The organism is Brevundimonas sp. AVps23W (genome assembly GCF_058681395.1).
In genome coordinates, this window is sequence record NZ_CM178738.1 from 1,012,245 (window position 1) to 1,032,351 (window position 20,107).

The following is a 20,107-nucleotide window of genomic DNA, read 5'->3' on the forward strand; positions in this document are numbered from 1 at the left end:
GCACGAGCAGAGGGGTGCGAAGTTCAGGTCGTCGTGCTCACGGTCCCTTATCGTGCGGCGGAGCCGTGGGCCCTCGGGACGAGCCCGAGGGTGACGGGTAAGATCAGAACGCCTCGGCCGGCATGGCCATCAGCACGTCCGCGCCGGTCTTCATCTTGACCAGGTGGGCGCCGGCGTCGGGCAGGATGCGCTCGACGAAATAGCGGCCGGTCTGGAGCTTGGTGGCGTAGTAGGGGTCGGTCGAGCCGGCCTCGACCTGCGCCTGGGCCACCTTGGCCATCTGCGCCCACATATAGGCCAGGGCCGTCAGGCCGAAGACGTTCAGATAGTCGGTCGAGGCGGCGCCGGCGTTGTCCGGATTGGCCATGCCGTTCTGCATCAGCCACATGGTGCCTTCCTGCAGCTTCTTCTTGGCGTCGGCCAGGCCGTCGACGAAGGGCTTGAGCGCCTCGTTGGATCCGTTCTCGGCCACAAAGGCGTCGATCTCGCCGAACCAGGTCATGATGGCCCGGCCGCCGTTGGCGGGCAGTTTGCGGCCGACCAGATCCAGCGCCTGGATGCCGTTGGCGCCCTCGTAGATCATGGTGATGCGCGCGTCCCGCAGATACTGGCTGGCCGGGAAGTGTTCGGTATAGCCCGAACCGCCGTGAACCTGCATGGCCAGCGAGGCGACGTGGAAGCCCTTGTCGGTCAGATAGGCCTTCAGCACCGGCGTCAGCAGGCCCATGTAATCCTTGGCCTTGGTCGCCACGGCCTCGTCTTCCGACTTCTCCAGATCGGCGTGCAGCGCGGTCCACAGGATGAAGGCCTGGCCGCCTTCGACGAAGGCGCGGGCCTCCAGCAGCATACGGCGCACGTCGGGGTGGACGATGATCGGATCGGCGGGGCCCTCCGGGTTCTTGGGTCCGGTCAGGCTGCGGCCTTGCAGGCGGTCCTTGGCGAACTCGACGGCGGCCTGATAGGCGGCGGTGCCGATGGCCAGGCCTTGCAGGCCGGTGCCCAGGCGGGCCTCGTTCATGACCACGAACATATTGTTCATGCCCCGGCCTTCTTCGCCCAGCAGCCAGCCCTTGGCGCCGTCATATTGCATGACGCAGGTGGCGTTGCCGTGGATGCCCATCTTGTGCTCGAGTCCGGCGCATTCGAGGCTGTTGCGCTCGCCCAGCGAGCCGTCCTCGTTGACCAGATATTTTGGCACGACGAACAGCGACAGGCCCTTGATGCCCGGAACCGCGCCCTCGATCCGGGCCAGGACGGTGTGGATGATGTTGTCCGAGAAGTCGTGCTCGCCCGCCGAGATCCAGATCTTCTGGCCGGTGATCGAGAAGCTGCCGTCGTCGTTGCGCACAGCCTTGGTCCGAACCATGCCCAGGTCCGTGCCGCACTGGGGCTCGGTCAGGTTCATCGTGCCGGACCATTCGCCCGACACCATCTTGGGCAGGTATTTGGCCTTGATCTCGTCCGAGGCGCTGGCGCGGATGCCGGCATAGGCCGAGGCGGTCAGGCCCGGATACATGGAGAAGGCCGCCGAGGCGCCGGCGGTCATCTGACCGAAGGCCGAGGAGACTATGCTGGGCATGCCCTGGCCGCCGTAGGCCGGGTCCGCCGCCAGCGCCATCCAGCCGGCTTCCGACATGGTCTTGTAGGCTTCCTTCCAGCCCTTGGGCCCGGTGACGACGCCGCCCTCTGACCAGTGGCAGCCTTCCTTGTCGCCGGGGTTGTTGATCGGGGCGATGACTTCGTCGGCGAACTTGCCGCCTTCTTCCAGGATCTGGTTGACCAGGTCCGAAGACACGTCCTGGAAGCCGGGCTGGTTGGTGTAGCGATCGATCTCCAGCACCTCGTTCAGGATGAAGGTGAAATCGCGGACGGGCGACTTGTAGGCCATGGGGGTCAGGCTCTCGCTTTGAAGGGGTGGTGGTGGTCGTGGTTGAGACGCGCGCGCAGCAGCTTCTCATAGTCTTCGGCGCCGGGCAGCAGGTCCGGGCGATGTTCACCCAGCTTTGACTCCATCCAGGCGCAGGCGTCTTCCGCCGTCTGGATGGCGCCCTCGATGTCCTCCAGCTGCTGTTTTAACGCCGCGATCTGGGCGCGGTGACGCCGCAGGGCCACCGCCATCTGGTGGACGTTGTGATCCTTGCGGTCATATAGGTCCAGCATCTCCTGGATTTCCTGGAGGGTGAAGCCGATGCGGCGGCCTCTCAGGATCAGCTTCAGCCGGGCGCGGTCGCGGGCGTCATAGACGCGCGTCTGACCCTTGCGGGCCGGCGTCAGCAGGCCCTTGTCCTCGTAGAATCTGAGGGCGCGGGCCGTGGCGTCGAACTCGCGGCACAGCTGGCGGATGGAATAGGTGCGGTGATCGTCGGCGGTGGCCATGCGGGCACCATAACTTTACGTGCGCGTAAAGGAAAGGCTTTACGTGCGCGTAAGGGTAAGCGTCCTGAGAGCGCTGGGGAGCGGGCAAAGAAAAGCCCGGAGCCTGGGGGGAGAAGGCTCCGGGCGCGACACACCGGGACAGGGGGGGGAGGGGTCCGGCGATCGATCTTTATGAGTGGGTCAGGCCGCGCGGCGGCCCAGCAACACCGGAAGGGTGAGACCCAGCAGAATGAGGTTGACGACGGCCAGGCCGATGTCCTGGCTGAGCGCGTGAACGATCAGCATGGTCGATTCCAGCACGACCAGTCCGGCGGCGGCGGTCAGCAGCAGGGGGCGACCAACCCGCCACGAGATCAGAGGGGCCAAAAGGCCCAGGGCCAGCACCAGTTCAATCACGCCCACGCCGCGCACCATGTTTTCGGGCGCGAGGGCAGGCCAACCCATCAGGGCGATGAGGTTCGTCATCGGCTCAGTCAGCTTGGCGTAGCCGGCGGCGATGAAGAACATCGCGACCCAGCCCTGCAACGTCCACAGGGTGATGTTCCTGTACGCGGCGTGACTGCGGGTCTGGGCGACGGAGAGGTGGGTGGTGGACATCGGAAAAGGCCTGGTTGGGAACAGTTGCGAGGTCGGACTAAGCGGCTCCGTTCGCAAGATGGGATGTAGCAACCCTTTCCGCGTTTGTCATCAGGCGATGACATCAATCGATGACATCAGCTGATGACTTTATGTTTCAGGGGGCGGCGCGAGTGGCCCGATTCGCGCCGCCCCGGCAATGGGGGCTCAGGATATTTCGACGGATCAGGGTTCGTCCGGTTGCGGCCCCGGCGTCTGGACGATCAGGTCGCCGGGCTGGCAGTCCAGCTCGCGGCACAGGGCGTCCAGGGTGGAGAAGCGGACGGCGCGGGCCTTGCCGGTCTTGAGGATCGACAGATTGGCCAGGGTCACGCCGACGCGGTCGGACAGCTCGGTCAGGGACATGCGGCGTTCGAGCAGCAGTCGGTCCAGTTGGATCATGATCATGGCGCGCCCTCAGACCGTGGTCAGCTGTTCGTCGCGCATGGCCGAGCCCTGGCGGAAGACCTCGGCCAGAATGAAGACCACGAGGATCCCCAGCCAGGATCCGAGGTCGAAGTCATAGTCGATCGCGGACTGGCCGATGGCCTGGGGCGCGACGAAGACCAGCATCAGGGCGGTCAGCTGGATGCCCAGCAGGCCGAAGCCGACGGCCTGGAGCCGTTTGACATTGGCCAACTCGAAGGCGTCGCCCTGGTTCACCGACAGCAGAATGCGGCGCAGACGGTTGATGATCCACCAGGTGAAGCCGCAGGCAAGGAAGCCGCCCAGAATGGTGAGGCGTTCGGCCAGGCCGAGAGGGGGCCTCGGGTCGCTCGGCGCGTCCCTCAAGCCGTCGATCAAGCCGGCGGCGAAGTCGGGCGAGACAAGGCTGATCAATAGGGCGCCGCCGGCAGCCACGGTCGCCAACATGACGAAGACATTCAGGAAGCCAAGGCACCACCGCAGCGCGCTGGCGGCCGAATATTTGCCGACGAGTTTCATCCGATAGCCCTCCATGTGGGGCGTCCTCCGCGACGCCCTTGGCGACTATCGATATGGATTTATCGATAAGCAGACAAGATAATTATCGATAAACGAGATGAAGCTTTCGTAAGGTTCGGCTCAGGCGGTGAAGCGCCAGGCGGTGCGCGCGGCCTCCAGACGGGCCAGCTTGGCCTGGAAGGGCGTCCAGTCGTCGCCGGCGTCGATGGCGGCCCAGATCGTCTCGACCTCGTCGACCAGCGTCTCCTCCGGCTCGCGGGCGGCGAACATGGGATGCTCCAGCCGTTCGATCCGGTCGGGCTCGTGCTCCATCAGGGCGAAACGGAAGGCGTCGAAGGCTTCGCCCTGGTACAGTTTGGCGCGCGGCCCCGACAGGGCGCGGGCGGACGAGGCGAAACCCCCGAACCAGTCGAAGAACAGCGGCTCCCAGCGCAGGGCCTCGCCGCCTTCCCGCAACAGGGCCAGGGTGGCGTCGACCAGCCTCTGGTCCGCCGCCTCGCCCAGGCTCAACACGCCCAGCCGCATCAGGAAGGCCGCGCGCAGTTCGCGGATATAGGCGGGTCCGAAACCATTCAGGGCCTCGGTCAGGGGCTCGGCCTCGGCGACCAACTTCAGGCACCCGGCCAGTTGCGTCAGGTTCCAGAACACCGCCTCGGGCTGGCGCGCGAAGGCGTAGAGGCCGGTCTGGTCGAAATAGGCGGCGGTGAAACCGGGCTGATAGGACGGCAGGAAGCGCCAAGGGCCATAGTCGAAGCTCTCGCCCGTGACGTTCAGATTGTCGGTGTTCAGCACCCCGTGGACGAAGCCCGCCGCGATCCAGCGCGCCGTCAGCTTCGCCGAGGCCTCGACGATGGCCCGCAGCAGGCCGGGCGCGTCCCCGGCGGCGACCGTCGGGTGATACAGGCTGCGGACGTGTTCGATCAGCGCCTCGATCTGATCCACGCGGCCCAGATAGGCCGCGCGTTGAAAGGTCCCGAACCGAATATGGGAGTGGGACAGGCGCACCAGAACGGCCGAGCGGGTCGGCGACGGCTCGTCGCCGCGCTCCAGCGCCTCGCCGGTCTCGATCAGGGAGAAGGCCCGGCTGGTGGGCACGCCCTGGGCCTCCAGCATCGACGCGGCCAGCACCTCGCGCACCCCGCCCTTCAGCGTCAGCCGCCCGTCGCCGCCGCGCGACCACGGCGTCTGGCCTGAGCCTTTTGTTCCCAGGTCGAGAAGTCGACCTGGGGCGCTATCACTCGCGACGCGGTCGCTCGTTGCTTGAGCGCGCGGCGTTTCGCGCATCTGCGCCGCCAGGAAGCCGCGCCCGTCGCCCAGGTCGGGATTGTACTGACGGAACTGATGCCCATGATAGCGCATGGCCAGCGGGCCGGGCTGACCGGGCAGGGGGGCGAACCGGCCGAAGGCGTCGATCCATTCGGCGTCGCTCAGGCTTTCCAGCCCGACCTCCGCCGCTGCCCGATCATTGCGGAACCGCAGCAGCGTTTGGGGGAAGTCCGCCGCAGCGACGGCGTCGGCGAAATCCGGTCCCAGATCGAAGACGCGCGGTTCGGGGCGGTAGGCGGGAGAGGGGGGCATGGAGGCTAGGTGCGTCGCCCGGTCGGGTTTCGCAACCTGCTTTTAGAAAGCGAATATGGCCACGGTTTTGATTGAACCTCCCGCGCGCCTCCGTATTATTGTTCGCAGATATCAGGTCGCGCCCTGCGGCCAGGCTGGCGTCGTCTTTTTTGAAGCGACGAATCCGGTCCGACGCCCGTCGATAACCTGGCGTCACGACAGCTCATCCTTTCGACTGGAGGCCGCCGTGGCGCGCAAATTCACTCTCGACTTCCTCAAGACCGAGGCCGCCTCCGGCTCGGCCCTGGCGCTTGCCGCCATCGCGGCTGTCATCGTGGCCAACTCGCCCTGGTCGGCGGACTATTTCGCCTGGCTGAAGAGCTATCATGTGCTCCAGCTAGGCCCGATCCGGCTGGAAGAATCGATCTCCGACTGGATCAAGGAAGGTCTGATGGCGATCTTCTTCCTCGTCGTGGGGCTGGAGATCAAATACGAGATCGTGCGCGGCGAGCTAAGCGACCCGCGCAAGCTGGCGACGCCGGTGCTGGCCGCCATCGGCGGCATGGTCGGGCCGGCGGCGGTCTATCTGCTGCTGTCCGGAACCATGGGGGCGCCACATGCCGGCTGGCCCATTCCGCTGGCCACCGACATCGCCTTCGCCCTGGCCATCTTCGGTTTCGTCGGCAAGGGACTGCCGTCGTCGCTGCGGGTCTTCCTGCTGACCCTGGCCATCGTCGATGACCTGGGCGCCATCGCCCTGATCGCGGTCCTGTTCAGCGAGGGCGCCAACTGGACGCCGTTGTTCTGGGCCCTGGGCCTGATCGCGGCCGGGGGCGTGGTCGCCCACCGGATGCGTATTCCGACGCCCTTCTGGGCGCTTGGTTTCGCGGCGGTCTGGTATCTGACGGTGCTGTCGGGGCTCAGCACCTCCCTGACCGCCGTGGCCTTCGCAATGATCGTGCCGATCCAGGCCCGCAAACACGACCATCAGAGCCCGCTGAAGGAGGCGATCCATGACCTGCACCCTTGGAACGCCTATCTGGTGCTGCCGCTGTTCGCCTTCGCCAAGGCGGGCGTCTCCTTCGCCGGCCTGTCGATGGACCAGGCCTTTGCGCCCCTGGTCATCGCCATCGCCCTGGGCCTGTTCTTCGGCAAGCAGATCGGCGTCTTCGGCGCCGCCTGGCTGGCCTCGGTGCTGAGGATCGGCGCTCGTCCGACCGACGCCAGCTGGCTTCAGGTCTATGGCGTTTCTCTGCTGTGCGGCGTGGGTTTCACCATGAGCCTGTTCATCGGCGTCCTGGCCTTCCCCGGCGCCGTGGATTCGCCCGAACAGGTCGAGGTCAAGCTGGGCGCCATCGGCGGCTCGATCCTGTCGGCGGTGACCGCCGCCCTGGTGCTGGGGCTTGCCGGTCGCCGTCGCGAGATCGATCCCGCCGCTCTCAAGCCTGAAATCGAGCCACTCGGCTCAGGAACGGGTCAAAACTGACGCAACGTCAGCCTTTTATGTCGCTTCCTAGTCACAGGAAGGGCCAACTGCGGCGAAAAATCGTCGCGGCGAACAACGCTCGCTTGTACCCCGGCCCGAAGCGGGCTTAGCCTCTGCCGTATTGAGCGCGTCTCCACGTAGAGGCGGGCCGAATGGGAACTAGGAAACGCTGCGGTCGCTCCGCGCGACCGGGCTTCAGAGCCGGGAGGACGCTTCGTGCGCCACACTAACCGCTATCTCAGGACCACTGTGTCCGCCGCCGTCGTCGGCGCCGCCGTGTTCGGCTTTGCCGGAATCGCCGCCGCCCAGGAAGCGCCGGCCACCATCGACGACATCATCGTCACCGCGCAGAAACGCGAACAGAGCCTGCAGGACGTGCCGATCGTGGTCACCACCCTGTCGCAAGAGGTGCTGGACGGCGCCGGGGTGCAGGACATCAAGGATCTGCAGATCCTGACGCCCGGCATGACCGTCACCTCGACCCAGTCCGAAGCCTCGACCACGGTCCGCATCCGCGGCGCCGGCACCGTCGGCGACAACCCCGGCCTGGAGTCCTCGGTCGGCGTGGTCATCGACGGCGTCTATCGCTCGCGCAACTCGGTCGGCTTCGGCGACCTGGGCGAACTGAGCCGTATCGAGGTGCTGAAGGGGCCGCAGGGCACCCTGTTCGGCAAGAACACCTCGGCCGGCGTCATCAACATCATCACCGAACGCCCGTCCTTCAATCCGTCGGTCTCGGCCGAACTGACCGCCGGCAACTATGGCGCCATGGGCGGATCGGTCTCGGCGACGGGCCCGCTCAGCGACCAGATCGCCGGCCGCATCTTCGTGGCGCACCGCGAGCGTGACGGCTTCTATAACGTCAACGTCGGCGACGGCCCGCGCACCCAGACCGAGGACAATAATCAGGACTACTGGACCGGCCGCGGCCAGCTGCTGATCCTGCCCAGCGACGAGGTGTCGATCCGCCTGATCGCCGACTACACCAAGCGCGACGAATACTGCTGCGCCGCCGTCCAGACCCGTGTCGGTCCGACCCAGGCCTTCATCGCCGCCCTGACCGCGCCGAACGGTCCCGGCCAGACCGCGCCGGTCGCCGGCTACGGCACGGTGCCCTTCAGCCGCACGGCCTATTCGAACCGCGAGACGCCCCAGGAAATCGAGGACATGGGCCTGTCGGCGGAAGCCACCATCGACCTACCCAGCCTGAACGCCACCCTGACGTCCCAGACCTCGTGGCGCGACTGGTCGTTCCAGCAAGGCATGGACCTCGACTATACCGGCGCGGACCTCCTCTATCGCGCCAATGACGGGTCCAACGGCTACGGCGTCGACAACCTGACCCAGGAGTTCCGCCTGGCCGGGACGACCGACAAGTTCGACTGGCTGGTCGGTCTGTTCGCCACCAAGGAAGGGGTCTATCGCGACGACTCCTATTCCTACGGCGCGGACTACAACGGCTTCGCCTCTCTCCTGCTGACGGCGACGGTGCCGGCGACCTTCGGCGGACCCAGCGCGGCCCGCACGGGCTGCTTCACCAACCCGCAGGGCTTCGCGGTCGGAACCAGCGGCGCGCTGCTGGGTCAGCCGCTCTGCGCCCTGGGCTTGACGGCGCCCAGCGCCTCGGCGCCCCTGTTCGCGGCCGGCAAGGCCTATGAGGATCACTACAGCCAGAAGTCGGAATCGGTGGCTCTGTTCACCAACAACACTTGGCGGGTGACCGAGGCCTTCGATCTGAACCTGGGCCTGCGCTACACCTACGACAGCAAGCGGCTTTTGGGCCTTCAGGACAATCTGGGAACCAACGGCGCGGCCTGCGGCGGCGCTCTGGCCAACCAGAACCCGGCCAATCGCCTGCCTGGCACGGTGGCGACGCCGACGTCGGCCCTGGGCCTGCTCTGCCTGCCCTGGTCGAACCCGCTCTATGACAATCGTCGCATCCAGGAGAAGTTCAGCGACACCGACATCAGCGGCACCTTCAAGGCGTCCTATCGGCTCAACCCGTCCGTCATGGGCTATGTCTCCTACGCTCGCGGTTACAAGGGCGCCGGCTACAACATGGACCGGGTGCAGACGGGTGTGACGCCGGACTCCTCGCTGTTCTTCGACGCCGAGACGGTGGACAGCTACGAAGCGGGTGTGAAGACGACCCTGTTCAACCGCACCATGCTGTTGAACCTGACCTACTTCGATCAGAAGTTCGAGAACTTCCAGCTGAACACCTTCCTCGGCACCGCCTTCGTGGTGGAGTCGATCCCCGAGTTGACCTCGCGCGGCGTCGACGCCGACATGGTCTGGTTCACCCCTGTTGAAGGCCTGATGTTCCAGGGCGGCGTCACCTATACCGACGCCAAATACGGCGACTTCACCGCCAACGACCTGTCGAACCCGGCGCGCTTCCCGCAGCTGTCCCTGCTGCCGGGCTCCCGCGCCTCGTTCGCCCCGGAATGGTCGCTGACCGGCGCCCTGGCCTTCGACCGCTCGCTGGGCGGCGGCCTGCGCGGCGGCTTCAACCTGTCGGCCAAATATTCGACCGAGTACAACACCGGCTCGGACCTGCTGCCGTACAAGGACCAGGAGGCCTTCACCGTCGTCAACGGCCGTGTCTCCATCGGTTCGGAAGACGAGCGTTGGACCGTCGATATCTGGGCCCAAAACCTGCTGCAGGAAAAATACACCCAGGTCGCCTTCGCCGCCCCGCTGCAGGGCACGGCCTTCACCAACACGACCACGCCCCAGGCGAACGGCACCTACTATAATGTCGCCACCGACACCGCGACCTACAACGCCTACCTGGGCGCCCCGCGCACCTGGGGCGTGACGCTGAAGGTCAAATACTGATCGTCCAGCCGCCGCGGCCTCCAGGCTGACAGAGCGGAACGACGAAGGGCCGACCGGGAAACCGGTCGGCCCTTTTTCTTGGGCGCCTCTTAAACCCGTCACCCTCGGGCTTGTCCCGAGGGGCCACTTTTCCGTCTCGCCCACGGGTGGAGGGGGCGACGCCGTGCGATGCGTCTAAAGCCCGCATCTGATGCCGCCGTGGGCCCTCGGGACAAGCCCGAGGGTGACGGGGGGGTTACTCCACCAACGGCCCCTGCCTCGGTTTCGCCAGCTCGCGCTGCCCCGCCGTGGACCGGTGCAGGATACGCCGCGCCCACTGGGCCACATCATCGACGATGGTGAAGATGGCCGGGATGTAGAGCAGCGACAGGAAGGTCGAGGAGATCAGCCCCCCCAGCACCGCAATGGCCATGGGCGAGCGGAACTGGACGTCGGCCCCCACGCCCATGGCGATCGGCACCATGCCCGCCCCCATGGCGAAGGTGGTCATCAGGATGGGCCGGGCGCGCTTGTGCGCGGCGTCCATGATGGCCTCTAAGCGCGTCATCCCGTCCTTCTCGGCCATGATGACATAGTCGACCAGCAGGATGGAGTTCTTGGCCGCGATCCCCATCAGCATCAGCACCCCGATCAGGGCCGACATGGAGAAGTTGGCGCCGCCGATGGCCAGGGCGATGAAGGCGCCGCCGATGGCCAGGGGCAGGGCCGCCATGATGGTGATCGGATAGGCGAAGCTTTTGAACAGCAGCGTCAGAACCGCATACATCAGCAATATGCCCGAGGCGAAGGCGATGCCGAAGCCGGTCAGCATCTCCTGGATGAACTCGGTGTCGCCGGCCGCCACCTGACGCACGCCGGCGGGCAGGTTCTTGACGGAGGGCAGCTGGTTGACCGCCACGCCCGCCGCCCCGGTGGTCATGCCGTCCAGCTCGGCGCTGATCGAGGCGATGCGCGACCGGTCCTGACGCGTCACTGTGGCCGGACCGGCGCCGAACTCGATGTCGGCGACGGCGCTCAACGGCACCGAGGCGCCGTTGTTGCCGGGAACACGCAATGTCTCCAGCACGCTCAGGTCTTGTCGAGCCTCTTCCGTCAGCTGCAGTCGGATTGGAACCTGACGGTCGCCCAGATTGTATTTGGGCAGGTTCTGATCGACGTCGCCGATGGTGGCGACCCGCACCGCCTGGGAGATGGCGCCGGCCGAAACCCCGGCTAGGGCGGCCTCGTCCGTACGCGGCGTGACCAGGATTTCCGGACGCGCGATGGCGGCCGAGTTGACCACATTGGCCAGGCCCGGAACCGCGCGCATCTCTTCCTCCACCTTGCGCGCAGCGGCGTTCAGGGCGACGGGGTCGTCGCTCAGGATCGAGAAGGTATAGGTGGTGCCGTCGCCGGGACCGCCGCCCGACTGGGCGATGCCGGCGCGGATGCGGGCGCCGGGGATCTGTTTCATCTCATCGACCATGACGCGCGCGAAAGCCTGCTGGCTCAGCTCGCGGTCGCCCTTGGGCACCATGTCGGCATAGATGTTGGCCTGGGTCACGTCCTGCCCGCCGATGGCGGCATAGACCGAGGTGACCTCGGGGCGGGCTTCCAGTTGGCGGGTGATCTGCCGCACCACGGCGTCGGTCTGGCCCAGGGTCGAACCCGGCGGCAGTTCGACCTGGAAGGATGCACGGGCCGTGTCGCCGGGCGACATGAACTCGAACGACATCTTGGCTGCGACCGAGGTCGCGATCGACCCCACCAGGAACAGGATGCCGATGATGAAGACCTTCCACCGGTTGCCCAGGCACCAGCGCAGAGCCTGCAGATAACCATTCATCCAGAACGGGTCGCGGTCTTCGTGGTGGGTGTGTTTCAGGATGAAGGCCGCCATCAGCGGCGTCAGGGTCCGCGCCACCAGCAGCGAGAAGGCCACCGAGACGCAGGCCGCCAGCGCGAAGGCCTTGAAGAACTGGCCGATGATGCCGGGCATGAAGCCGACCGGCGCAAAGACGGCGATGATGGTGGCCGTGGTGGCCACGACCGCCAGGCCGATCTCGTCCGCCGCCTCCAGCGAGGCGTCATAGGGCGGTTTGCCGTCGCGCATGTGGCGGACGATGTTTTCGATCTCCACGATGGCGTCATCGACCAGAATGCCGATGGTCAGCGACAGGGCCAGCAGGGTGACGACGTTCAGCGACTGATCCAGCGGGCCCAGGATGGCGAAGGTCGGGATCAGCGACATCGGCATGGCCGTCGCCGCGATCACGGTGGCGCGCCAGTCGCGCAGGAAGATGAAGACGATGATGACGGCCAGGACGGCGCCCAGCAGCAGGGCCTCCAGCGAAGCCAGATAGCTTTCCTCGATCTCCTCGACGCTGGCGGTCACCTGGCTGATGGTCAGCTCGGGATGGGCCTCGTCGATCTTCTTGACCTCTTCGCGGACCTTTTCGGCGACCTTGACCTCGGACGCGGTGCGCGAGCGCAGGAAGTTGAAGGTCACGGCCTCCTGTCCGTTGTAGCGGGCCAGGCGACGCGGTTCGCTCCACTTGTCCTCGACCGTGCCCAGATTATCCAGGCGCACGGTCTTGCCGTCGCCCAGCGGCACCAGGGTCTCGCGCAGCTGCGCCACCGAGGTGGCGGCGCCCAGGGTGCGCACGGCGCGTTCGGACCCGGCGATGGTGACGCGACCGCCGGGCAGGTTGTTGTTGACGTTGGTCAGGGCCTGGCTGACCTCGGCCGCGGTGACGCCGTAAGCGGCCAGCCGCTGGGGATCCAACTCGACCCGCATCTCGCGATCCACCCCGCCCGAGCGGTTGACCTCGCCCACGCCGCCGAGGGCCAGCAGGGCGCGGCTCATCTCGTTGTCGATGAACCAGCTGATCTGTTCCGGCGTCATCGTCGGCGACCGGACCACATAGGTGATCAGGGCGTCGCCGGTGATGTCGATCCGCTGGACCGCCGGCTCCTGCATATCCTGCGGCAGGCTGGCGCGCAGCCCGGTCATGGCGTTGCGCACGTCATTGGTCGCCCGGTCGGTGTCCGTGCCCAGTTCGAACTCGATCTGGGTCGAGGAAGAGCCGTCGGTGATCGTCGAGGTGACATGGCGCACGCCCGACAGGCCGGCCAGCGAGTCCTCGATCAACCGTGTGACCTGCACCTCCATTTCCGCCGGGGCGGAGCCGGGACGAGAGGCCGTGACATTGACCAGCGGGAAGTCGATGTCGGGGTTCTGATTGATCCGCATCCCCATGAAGCCGACCACGCCGCTGAGCGTCAGCAGCAGGAACAGCAGGATGATCGGAATCGGGTTCTTGATCGCCCAAGACGATATCTGGTTCATGGGTCGGTCCTACTTGGTCGCAGGCTGGGCGGTGGCCGGGACGGCGGAACGGGCGCCGCCGGGAGCCTGGGCGACGTTGACGCGGTCGCCCTCATTCAGGAAGCCGGCGCCGTCAACGATCACCTGTGCGCCGACATTGACGCCGGTGACGGCCGTCTGGGTGTCGGTCCGCGACAGGATGACGACCGGCTGGAAGTGAACCCGACCTTCGGCGACCAGGGTGAAGACCCCCGGCTTGTTGTCGCGATACAGGACCGCGCCGGTCGGCACGGTGTTGGCGGGCTGGTCGCCGACATCGATGTCGGCGCGGGCGAACATGCCCGGCCGCAGCTGGGCGCTGGGCGACAGCGAGATGCGCGCCAGACCCAGGCGGGTGTTGGCGTTGACCTCGGGCGTGACGATCCGGACCGTGCCGGTCGTCGTTCCCGCCTCGCTAGAGGCGACGATCACCGACTGACCGGCGCGAACCTGGGCCAGCTCGGTCTCGGGCACCTGGGCGTCCAGCTCCAGTCGGCCGTCGCGGACCATGCGGAACAGTTCGGTTCCGGCGGCGATGATCTGGCCCTTGGTGACGCTGCGGCTGATGACCAGACCGGCGACGGGCGCGCGGACGGTGGCCTGGGACAGCTGGGTCTGGGTCTGGGCCAGGGTGGCGCGGGCGGCGGCCAGATTGGCGTTCGACGCCCGCTGGTTGGCCAGGGCGGTGTCCAGCGAGGCCTGAGACAGGAAGCCGCGCTCCTTCAACTGCTGGGACCGGTTCAGGGCCGCGTCGTCGCGCGCCACATTGGCCTCGGCCAGCTGCACCTGGGCCTGCTGCTGGCGCAGCTGGGCGCGCAGCAGGACGTCGTTCATCTGCACCAGGGGCTGGCCCTGACGCACATAGGAGCCTTCATCCACATAGACGGCGACCGCGGTCAGTCCGCCGGTCTCGGCCGCGACCGGCACTTCCTCCCAGGCCGAGACGGTGCCCGAGGCGGTGACGCTGCGGCGCAGATTGGTCTGGGCCACGGTGGCGGCGGTGACGGTCTGGCGCGAGCCGCCGGCGGCCTTTTCTTCGGTCGCCTCGTCGCCATGCCCCCCACAGCCCGCCAGCAGGAAGGCCGACACGGCAATGGCGCCGACGTTGAGAGCGGTTCGGGTCGTCTTGGACACGGGGAGTTCCTCGGTTGCAGGCGAAGCGGATCGCCGGCTCGCGCCGGTTATCGGGAGGCGCGACCCATACCGCGTCCGCGACCCGTTCTCAAACGCCGATACGCTTTGTTGCAAAGGCTTAATCTGACACTGTCGGTGGCGCGGATCGCCGCGCCCGCTGGTCCCGGACCTCTACGCGTGATAGGGGCGCGCGGATGACGACTCCCCCTATCTCGAACATCCGGAACTTCAGCGTGGTCGCGCACATCGACCATGGCAAGTCCACCCTGTCCGACCGACTGATCCAATTCACCGGCGGCCTGACCGCGCGCGAGATGTCCGAGCAGGTCTTGGACAATATGGATATCGAGAAGGAGCGGGGGATTACGATCAAGGCGCAGACGGTGCGTCTGAACTACCGCGCCAAGGACGGGCAGGACTATGTTCTGAACCTGATGGACACGCCGGGGCACGTGGACTTCGCCTATGAGGTGTCGCGCAGCCTGGCGGCGTGCGAGGGCTCGCTGCTGGTCGTGGATGCGTCGCAGGGGGTCGAGGCCCAGACGCTGGCGAACGTCTATCAGGCCATTGATAACAACCACGAGATCGTGCCGGTCCTGAACAAGGTCGATCTGCCGGCGGCGGAGCCCGAGCGGGTCCGCGCCCAGATCGAGGACGTCATCGGCATCGACGCCTCCGAGGCCGTGCTGTGCAGCGCCAAGTCCGGCATCGGCATTGAGGACGTGCTCGAGGCCATCGTCACCAAACTCCCGGCGCCCAAGGGCGACCCCGACGCCCCGCTGAAGGCCATGCTGGTGGACGCCTGGTACGACCCCTACCTCGGCGTCGTCGTCCTGGTCCGCGTCTTCGACGGGGTGCTGAAGACCGGCATGAAGGTCAAGATGATGCGCAACGGCTCGACCCACCTGATCGACCGGGTCGGCGTCTTCCTGCCCAAGAACACCCCCGTGGACCAGCTGGGCCCCGGCGAGGTCGGCTTCATCACCGCCCAGATCAAGGAAGTCGCCCACGCCGCCGTCGGCGACACCATCACCGACGAGAAGAAGCCGACCGCCGAACCGCTGAAGGGGTTCAAGGAGGTCCAGTCGGTGGTCTTCTGCGGCCTGTTCCCGGTGGACGCCGCCGATTTCGAGGACCTGCGCGCCGCCATCGGCAAGCTGCGGCTGAATGATGCGTCATTCACCTACGAGATGGAATCCAGCGCCGCCCTGGGCTTCGGCTTCCGCTGCGGCTTCCTGGGCCTGCTGCACCTCGAGATCATCCAGGAACGGCTCAGCCGCGAGTTCAACCTGGATCTGATCGCGACCGCCCCGTCGGTGGTCTACAAGATCGGCCTGCGCGACGGCTCCGAGATCGACCTGCACAACCCGGCCGACCTGCCCGACGTGATGCAGATCGAGACCATTTCCGAGCCCTGGATCAAGGCCACCATCCTGACGCCCGACGAATACCTCGGCAGCGTGATCAAGCTGTGCCAGGACCGCCGCGGCTCCCAGGTCGAACTGTCCTACGTCGGCGCCCGCGCCATGGTGGTCTACGAACTGCCGCTGAACGAGGTGGTGTTCGATTTCTACGACCGGCTGAAGTCGATCTCTAAGGGCTATGCCTCGTTCGACTACGAGATCACCGAATACAAGGTCGGCGACCTGGTGAAGATGTCCATCCTGGTCAACGCCGAACCGGTCGACGCCCTGTCCATGCTGGTCCACCGCGCCCGCGCCGAGACGCGCGGCCGGGGCATGGTCGAGAAAATGAAGGAACTGATCCCGCCCCACCTGTTCGTCATCCCGATCCAGGCGGCCATCGGCGGCAAGATCATCGCCCGCGAGACCGTGCGCGCGCTCCGCAAGGACGTGACCTCGAAATGCTACGGCGGCGACGCCACGCGCAAGAAGAAGCTGCTGGAGAAGCAGAAGGCCGGCAAGAAGAAGATGCGTCAGTTCGGCAAGGTCGAAATCCCGCAGGAAGCCTTCATCGCCGCGCTCAAGATGGACGAGGACTGACCTTCTCCCTCCCCTTCATGGGGAGGGACGGCGCAGCGCAGCGAAGCCCGGGTGGGGCCGTGTCAGCCCGCACGGCCCCTTCGCACACCCCGCTCGCGCCCCTTCGGGCCCCACCCCGATCGCTGCGCGATCGCCCCTCCCCATGAAGGGGAGGGAGAGCTACGGCCACTCCACCTCCACCCCCTCCGGCACCCCCACCGCCCGGCGCCAGTCCTGCGGGTGCAGCCGCGCCATCTCTTCATCCAGCCGCCGCAGCGGCCTCAGCATCCCGTCCTCGTCCCAGAACCGCTCGGCCCACGGATGCCCCGCCTCCACCGCCCGTTCCCGGTCCCGCGACGCCGCCTCGGCCCCCAGATGGTCGGCGCGCCAGCGATACAGCCACGGAATATGCCAGTGCGGCGCCCGCGTCAGCCGCTCGTCCTTCATCGCCTCGACCAGACACTCCGCCAGCGCCCGCGCCTCTTCCAGACGCGCCTCGAAGGCGTCACGCCGCCCCTGAACATAGGCGCCCCAGCCCTCGGCCGGCTCCACCGGCCCCGCCTTCGGGTCGGGCCGCGTCCAGCCCTCCGCCTCGCGCCGCTTCCACAGGGCGTGAACCCCGACGTCATACCGCCGCGCCACCGACCGCGTGGTCTCTCCATCTTCCCATGCCTTGCGCACCTCGGCCCAGACGGCGTCGGATCGGATCTTGCGGTGAATGCCCTGGCTCATGCCCCCACGACCTAAACCCCCGTTACGCCAAACCCGGACGTAACCCTCTTCCTTCTCCCCTTAGCGTGACGACGAACGTATTATTTATGGTACGATGAATCCAGCCGCAGGCCTGGGAAGCGCCCAATGACGACAGACATGAAGTTCCGCGATCCGTCGGACCTCGCCACCCTGGACGACTTCCTCGACGAGGACGGCATCCGCGAGGAGGTGACCCTGCGCGCGGTCAAGAGCGTGATCGCCCTCCAGCTCCAGCAGGCGATGAAGGCCCAGGGTCTGACCCGCGCCGCCATGGCCGCCGAAATGGAGACAAGCCGCGCCCAACTGAACCGCGTCCTCGACCCGGAGGCGTCGAACGTGACCTTGGACACGCTCAGCCGCGCCGCGCGGGTGCTGGGGCATTCGCTGAAGGTGGAGCTGGTTTAGCCGTCAACCCGCCCCTCCTTTCGTCATCCTCCGGCGCGAAGCGACCGGGGGACCCAGCGGCGCCGTCAGGCGAAATCCATCCGCCGCACACTGTCTGAACACCGAGTCCGCGACAGTTTCGCGCTCACGCGCGCCGCTGGGTCCCCCGGTCTGCGCCGCGAAGGCGCGGCTTGCCGGAGGATGACGAAAGATCATGGGCGCCGGATGAGGGGTCGGTTCGGCGTGGATCGTCAGGGCCGGTGTAACCCCTCATCCGACCTCGCTCCGCTCGGCTGCGTTCTCCCGCAAGGGGAGAAGGGATCGGAACGGTGATGAAGGCCCAGGGCCTGACCCGCCCCTCCTTTCGTCATCCTCCGGCGCGAAGCGACCGGGGGACCCAGCGGCGCCGTCAGGCGAAATCCATCCGCCGCACACTGTCTGAACACCGAGTCCGCGACAGCTTCGCGCTCTCGCGCGCCGCTGGGTCCCCCGGTCTGCGCCGCGAAAGCGCGGCTTGCCGGAGGAGGAGGAAAGATCAGGGTATGGTTTGGCCGGATGAGGGTCGATTTGGCGTGGATAGATCGGGCCAGCCGCCGCAACCTCGGCGCGGGCCTCGTTTACGTAGCTAATCTGTCCAACATGCCGTTCGAGTAGTTACTTGTCACTTGGACGTTCTCGCTGCATGTCACACTCATGATGACTGTCACAGATCGAAAATCTCTACTGGCTGCTCTGGTTGAATCCGGCGTCTTCAGCGTTTCTGAATCGGGTATTCCCAGCGTGGCCGATAAGGATAGCAGGTCCAGTGTTTGGATAGCGCGCGATATGATGGGCCGTATTGGTCTAGGTTTGCCTATGCCCAAGCTTAAAGGTCAGGCAGCGGGAAGCATTTTTGAAAATAAGGTGGGAGAGTTTATATCTTCGGTGTTTCCAAAATTATCTACAATTAGGGCGGGAGATTTTGGAATAGGTCGAAATATACCCGTCAGCGAGTTTGATCAATATAGCCATATTGCCGATATATCTAGACTTTCCCAAACTGTTGGATCTCCTTCGGACCGGAGAGAGATAAAAATCGCATTTGGGATGGACTACGTCATAAAGCCTGATGTTGTTATTTACAAAAATCCAATCAAGCGATCGCATGTTGGTCAGGGCGACATTCTAATAAATGCCGTCGATGCATCACGTACGCCTATGTTTGAAGAAAATGGCGCTCGTCCAACGTTGCATGCAAGCGTTTCTTGTAAATTAACATTACGGTCGGATAGGGCGCAGAATGCGCGCAGTGAAGCACTAAATTTGATTAGAAGTCGAAAAGGAAAGCTTCCCCATATAGCCATGGTGACTGCCGAGCCCACCGCTGGCAGGATATCATCCTTAGCTCTAGGTACAGGTGATATCGACTGTGTTTATCATGTTTGTCTTGACGAGCTATACTACGCAACGCAGTCGTACGCGACGCAGGTAGGAAGCGCTCATAAAGGTGCTTCCAACAATCTTGATCTTCTTGAAACCCTTATCGAAGGTCGCCGTCTTAGGGATATAGCAGATCTACCTTTCGACTTGGCTATTTAGGCTGCCATAGCTCTGTCGGTCAGGATTTCACGAACCACCTTCCCCAACGCCCCGGCCAAGTTTGGCGGCACGGCGTTGCCGATCTGTCGGGCGACTTCAACCTTGGTGCCGTAGAATTGGAACTCGTCAGGGAAGCCCATGAGACGCGCCGCTTCGCGGTGGCTGATCGGGCGGTCGGCCTCTGGATGCAGGTAGCGGCCCTTCTCTGGCTTGTAGAATTCCGTGCGGATCGTCACCGACGGGCGATCCCACCACAGGCGGCCGAACAAATCCGTGCCGCCGCTCGTCTTACGGACCCAGCAGTCGGGTGTGATGTCGGGACGGTTGGCGAGTAGGTCGAAGCGATTTCCGCCGGGCGGCACGGCCTTGTAGCGCTGAAGGCTCTTTTCGGTCGGCGTGCGCCCGAAGTGGAGGTTTATCGTTTTTTCCGAGCCGATTTCCGTCCCGATTGTCGCCAGCGGCAGATTTCCGATCTCGTCCCGAACGGTTCTCCAGCGGGGCAGATTCGAGTTCAGTTTCGGGTCGGCGTGAGAGGGCAGGGGGGGGAAGGTCGGGAGAGTGAACGCCCCGCGCCAGCCGAGGATGATCGTTCGCTTCCGTGTCTGCGGCGCGCCGTAATCGGCGGCGTTCAGGATGGCGGCCGACGTCTGGAAGCCGTGTTGTTTCGCCTTGGCCTCGATCAACTGCCGTTCCGGCGAACGATAGAGCTCAGCCACGTTCTCCATGACGAAGACGCGAGCACCGGAGCGTTCAGCGATTTCGATGAAGGGTTCCCACAGGGCGCGTCGAGCGTCGCCGTCGCGCTTCTTGTTGAGGAGACTGAAGCCCTGGCAAGGCGGCCCGCCGATGACGACGTCGGCTTGAGGCACTTCATTTTCGAGCAGCCACTCTTCGATGTTGGCCTTGATCGAACGTCCCGGGAAGTTGAGACCGTGCGTCTTGACCGCCGCAGCGTCATTGTCGATCGCCAGAACGGTTTCAAAGCCGCCGCAGAATTTTTCATCACAGAAGCCGAGGCTCATACCGCCGGCGCCGCTGAAAAGATCAATCAGTCGCAAAGACATGTGGGCCTCGAAAAGGTTGGAGCTGAAACAAAGCGCGAACATCGCG

Annotated in this window: 15 protein-coding genes; 5 read left to right on the forward strand and 10 right to left on the reverse strand. The window is 65.5% G+C overall.

The features are described 5' to 3' along the window. Positions 1–103: 103 nt before the first annotated feature. From ACW177_RS05035 to ACW177_RS05060, 6 genes are all read right to left on the reverse strand, one after another. Positions 104–1,888 (reverse strand): acyl-CoA dehydrogenase C-terminal domain-containing protein, encoded by a 1,785-nt coding sequence (locus ACW177_RS05035; RefSeq protein ID WP_492027534.1) that lies wholly within the window; start codon positions 1,886–1,888, stop codon positions 104–106. A gap of 5 nt (positions 1,889–1,893) precedes the next feature. Continuing rightward, on the reverse strand, positions 1,894–2,376 hold the full coding sequence (locus ACW177_RS05040) for a MerR family transcriptional regulator (RefSeq protein ID WP_492027535.1): 483 nt from the start codon (positions 2,374–2,376) through the stop codon (positions 1,894–1,896). Between the two features lie 180 nt (positions 2,377–2,556). Further along, positions 2,557–2,973, reverse strand: a complete 417-nt coding sequence (locus tag ACW177_RS05045) for a DoxX family protein (RefSeq protein ID WP_492027536.1) — start codon at positions 2,971–2,973, stop codon at positions 2,557–2,559. Positions 2,974–3,177: 204 nt separating this feature from the next. Then, positions 3,178–3,399 carry a helix-turn-helix domain-containing protein gene (locus tag ACW177_RS05050; RefSeq protein ID WP_492027537.1) on the reverse strand — a complete coding sequence of 74 codons (222 nt, stop codon included), beginning with the start codon at positions 3,397–3,399 and terminating at the stop codon, positions 3,178–3,180. Between the two features lie 9 nt (positions 3,400–3,408). After that, positions 3,409–3,936 carry a DUF2975 domain-containing protein gene (locus ACW177_RS05055; protein WP_492027538.1) on the reverse strand — a complete coding sequence of 176 codons (528 nt, stop codon included), beginning with the start codon at positions 3,934–3,936 and terminating at the stop codon, positions 3,409–3,411. A gap of 120 nt (positions 3,937–4,056) precedes the next feature. Beyond that, positions 4,057–5,514, reverse strand: coding sequence for a protein adenylyltransferase SelO family protein (locus tag ACW177_RS05060; RefSeq protein ID WP_492027539.1), 1,458 nt, complete (start codon positions 5,512–5,514; stop codon positions 4,057–4,059). A 226-nt stretch (positions 5,515–5,740) separates the two neighbouring features. Here ACW177_RS05060 and nhaA point away from each other — a divergent pair, with 226 nt between their 5' ends. Next, entirely contained in the window at positions 5,741–6,979 is a 1,239-nt protein-coding gene (nhaA, locus tag ACW177_RS05065; protein WP_492027540.1) for a Na+/H+ antiporter NhaA, read from the forward strand. A 216-nt stretch (positions 6,980–7,195) separates the two neighbouring features. Beyond that, positions 7,196–9,820 carry a TonB-dependent receptor gene (locus tag ACW177_RS05070; RefSeq protein WP_492027541.1) on the forward strand — a complete coding sequence of 875 codons (2,625 nt, stop codon included), beginning with the start codon at positions 7,196–7,198 and terminating at the stop codon, positions 9,818–9,820. A 235-nt stretch (positions 9,821–10,055) separates the two neighbouring features. Here ACW177_RS05070 and ACW177_RS05075 read toward each other — a convergent pair whose 3' ends face one another. Further along, complete coding sequence (locus ACW177_RS05075) at positions 10,056–13,148, reverse strand: efflux RND transporter permease subunit (RefSeq protein ID WP_492027542.1); 3,093 nt, start codon at positions 13,146–13,148, stop codon at positions 10,056–10,058. Positions 13,149–13,157: 9 nt separating this feature from the next. After that, the gene (locus ACW177_RS05080; RefSeq protein ID WP_492027543.1) at positions 13,158–14,300 is read right to left on the reverse strand and encodes an efflux RND transporter periplasmic adaptor subunit; all 1,143 of its coding nucleotides are present in this window, start codon (positions 14,298–14,300) and stop codon (positions 13,158–13,160) included. Positions 14,301–14,494: 194 nt separating this feature from the next. Here ACW177_RS05080 and lepA point away from each other — a divergent pair, with 194 nt between their 5' ends. Continuing rightward, positions 14,495–16,303, forward strand: coding sequence for a translation elongation factor 4 (gene lepA, locus ACW177_RS05085; protein ID WP_492027544.1), 1,809 nt, complete (start codon positions 14,495–14,497; stop codon positions 16,301–16,303). 159 nt (positions 16,304–16,462) lie between these two features. Here lepA and ACW177_RS05090 read toward each other — a convergent pair whose 3' ends face one another. Next, a complete protein-coding gene (locus ACW177_RS05090) occupies positions 16,463–17,014 on the reverse strand; it encodes a hypothetical protein (protein ID WP_492027545.1) in 552 nt (183 codons plus the stop codon). 126 nt (positions 17,015–17,140) lie between these two features. On the opposite strand from ACW177_RS05090, the gene ACW177_RS05095 reads away from it, so the two are divergent. Beyond that, the gene (locus tag ACW177_RS05095; protein WP_492027546.1) at positions 17,141–17,440 is read left to right on the forward strand and encodes a helix-turn-helix domain-containing protein; all 300 of its coding nucleotides are present in this window, start codon (positions 17,141–17,143) and stop codon (positions 17,438–17,440) included. Between the two features lie 672 nt (positions 17,441–18,112). Next, positions 18,113–18,997: an NgoMIV family type II restriction endonuclease gene (locus tag ACW177_RS05100; RefSeq protein WP_492027547.1), complete on the forward strand. Its 885-nt coding sequence runs from the start codon at positions 18,113–18,115 to the stop codon at positions 18,995–18,997. On the opposite strand, the gene ACW177_RS05105 is transcribed toward ACW177_RS05100, so the two are convergent. After that, positions 18,994–20,061, reverse strand: a complete 1,068-nt coding sequence (locus tag ACW177_RS05105) for a DNA cytosine methyltransferase (protein WP_492027548.1) — start codon at positions 20,059–20,061, stop codon at positions 18,994–18,996. The genes ACW177_RS05100 and ACW177_RS05105 overlap by 4 nt on opposite strands. Positions 20,062–20,107 lie beyond the last annotated feature (46 nt).

Bases quoted from the DNA above. Each gene is read 5' to 3' on its own strand.
- ACW177_RS05035 (WP_492027534.1), bottom strand. From the start codon at position 1,888: ATGGCCTACAAGTCGCCCGTCCGCGATTTCACCTTCATCCTGAACGAG.
- ACW177_RS05040 (WP_492027535.1), bottom strand. From the start codon at position 2,376: ATGGCCACCGCCGACGATCACCGCACCTATTCCATCCGCCAGCTGTGC.
- ACW177_RS05045 (WP_492027536.1), bottom strand. From the start codon at position 2,973: ATGTCCACCACCCACCTCTCCGTCGCCCAGACCCGCAGTCACGCCGCG.
- ACW177_RS05050 (WP_492027537.1), bottom strand. From the start codon at position 3,399: ATGATCATGATCCAACTGGACCGACTGCTGCTCGAACGCCGCATGTCC.
- ACW177_RS05055 (WP_492027538.1), bottom strand. From the start codon at position 3,936: ATGAAACTCGTCGGCAAATATTCGGCCGCCAGCGCGCTGCGGTGGTGC.
- ACW177_RS05060 (WP_492027539.1), bottom strand. From the start codon at position 5,514: ATGCCCCCCTCTCCCGCCTACCGCCCCGAACCGCGCGTCTTCGATCTG.
- ACW177_RS05075 (WP_492027542.1), bottom strand. From the start codon at position 13,148: ATGAACCAGATATCGTCTTGGGCGATCAAGAACCCGATTCCGATCATC.
- lepA (WP_492027544.1), top strand. From the start codon at position 14,495: ATGACGACTCCCCCTATCTCGAACATCCGGAACTTCAGCGTGGTCGCG.
- ACW177_RS05090 (WP_492027545.1), bottom strand. From the start codon at position 17,014: ATGAGCCAGGGCATTCACCGCAAGATCCGATCCGACGCCGTCTGGGCC.
- ACW177_RS05095 (WP_492027546.1), top strand. From the start codon at position 17,141: ATGACGACAGACATGAAGTTCCGCGATCCGTCGGACCTCGCCACCCTG.
- ACW177_RS05100 (WP_492027547.1), top strand. From the start codon at position 18,113: ATGATGACTGTCACAGATCGAAAATCTCTACTGGCTGCTCTGGTTGAA.
- ACW177_RS05105 (WP_492027548.1), bottom strand. From the start codon at position 20,061: ATGTCTTTGCGACTGATTGATCTTTTCAGCGGCGCCGGCGGTATGAGC.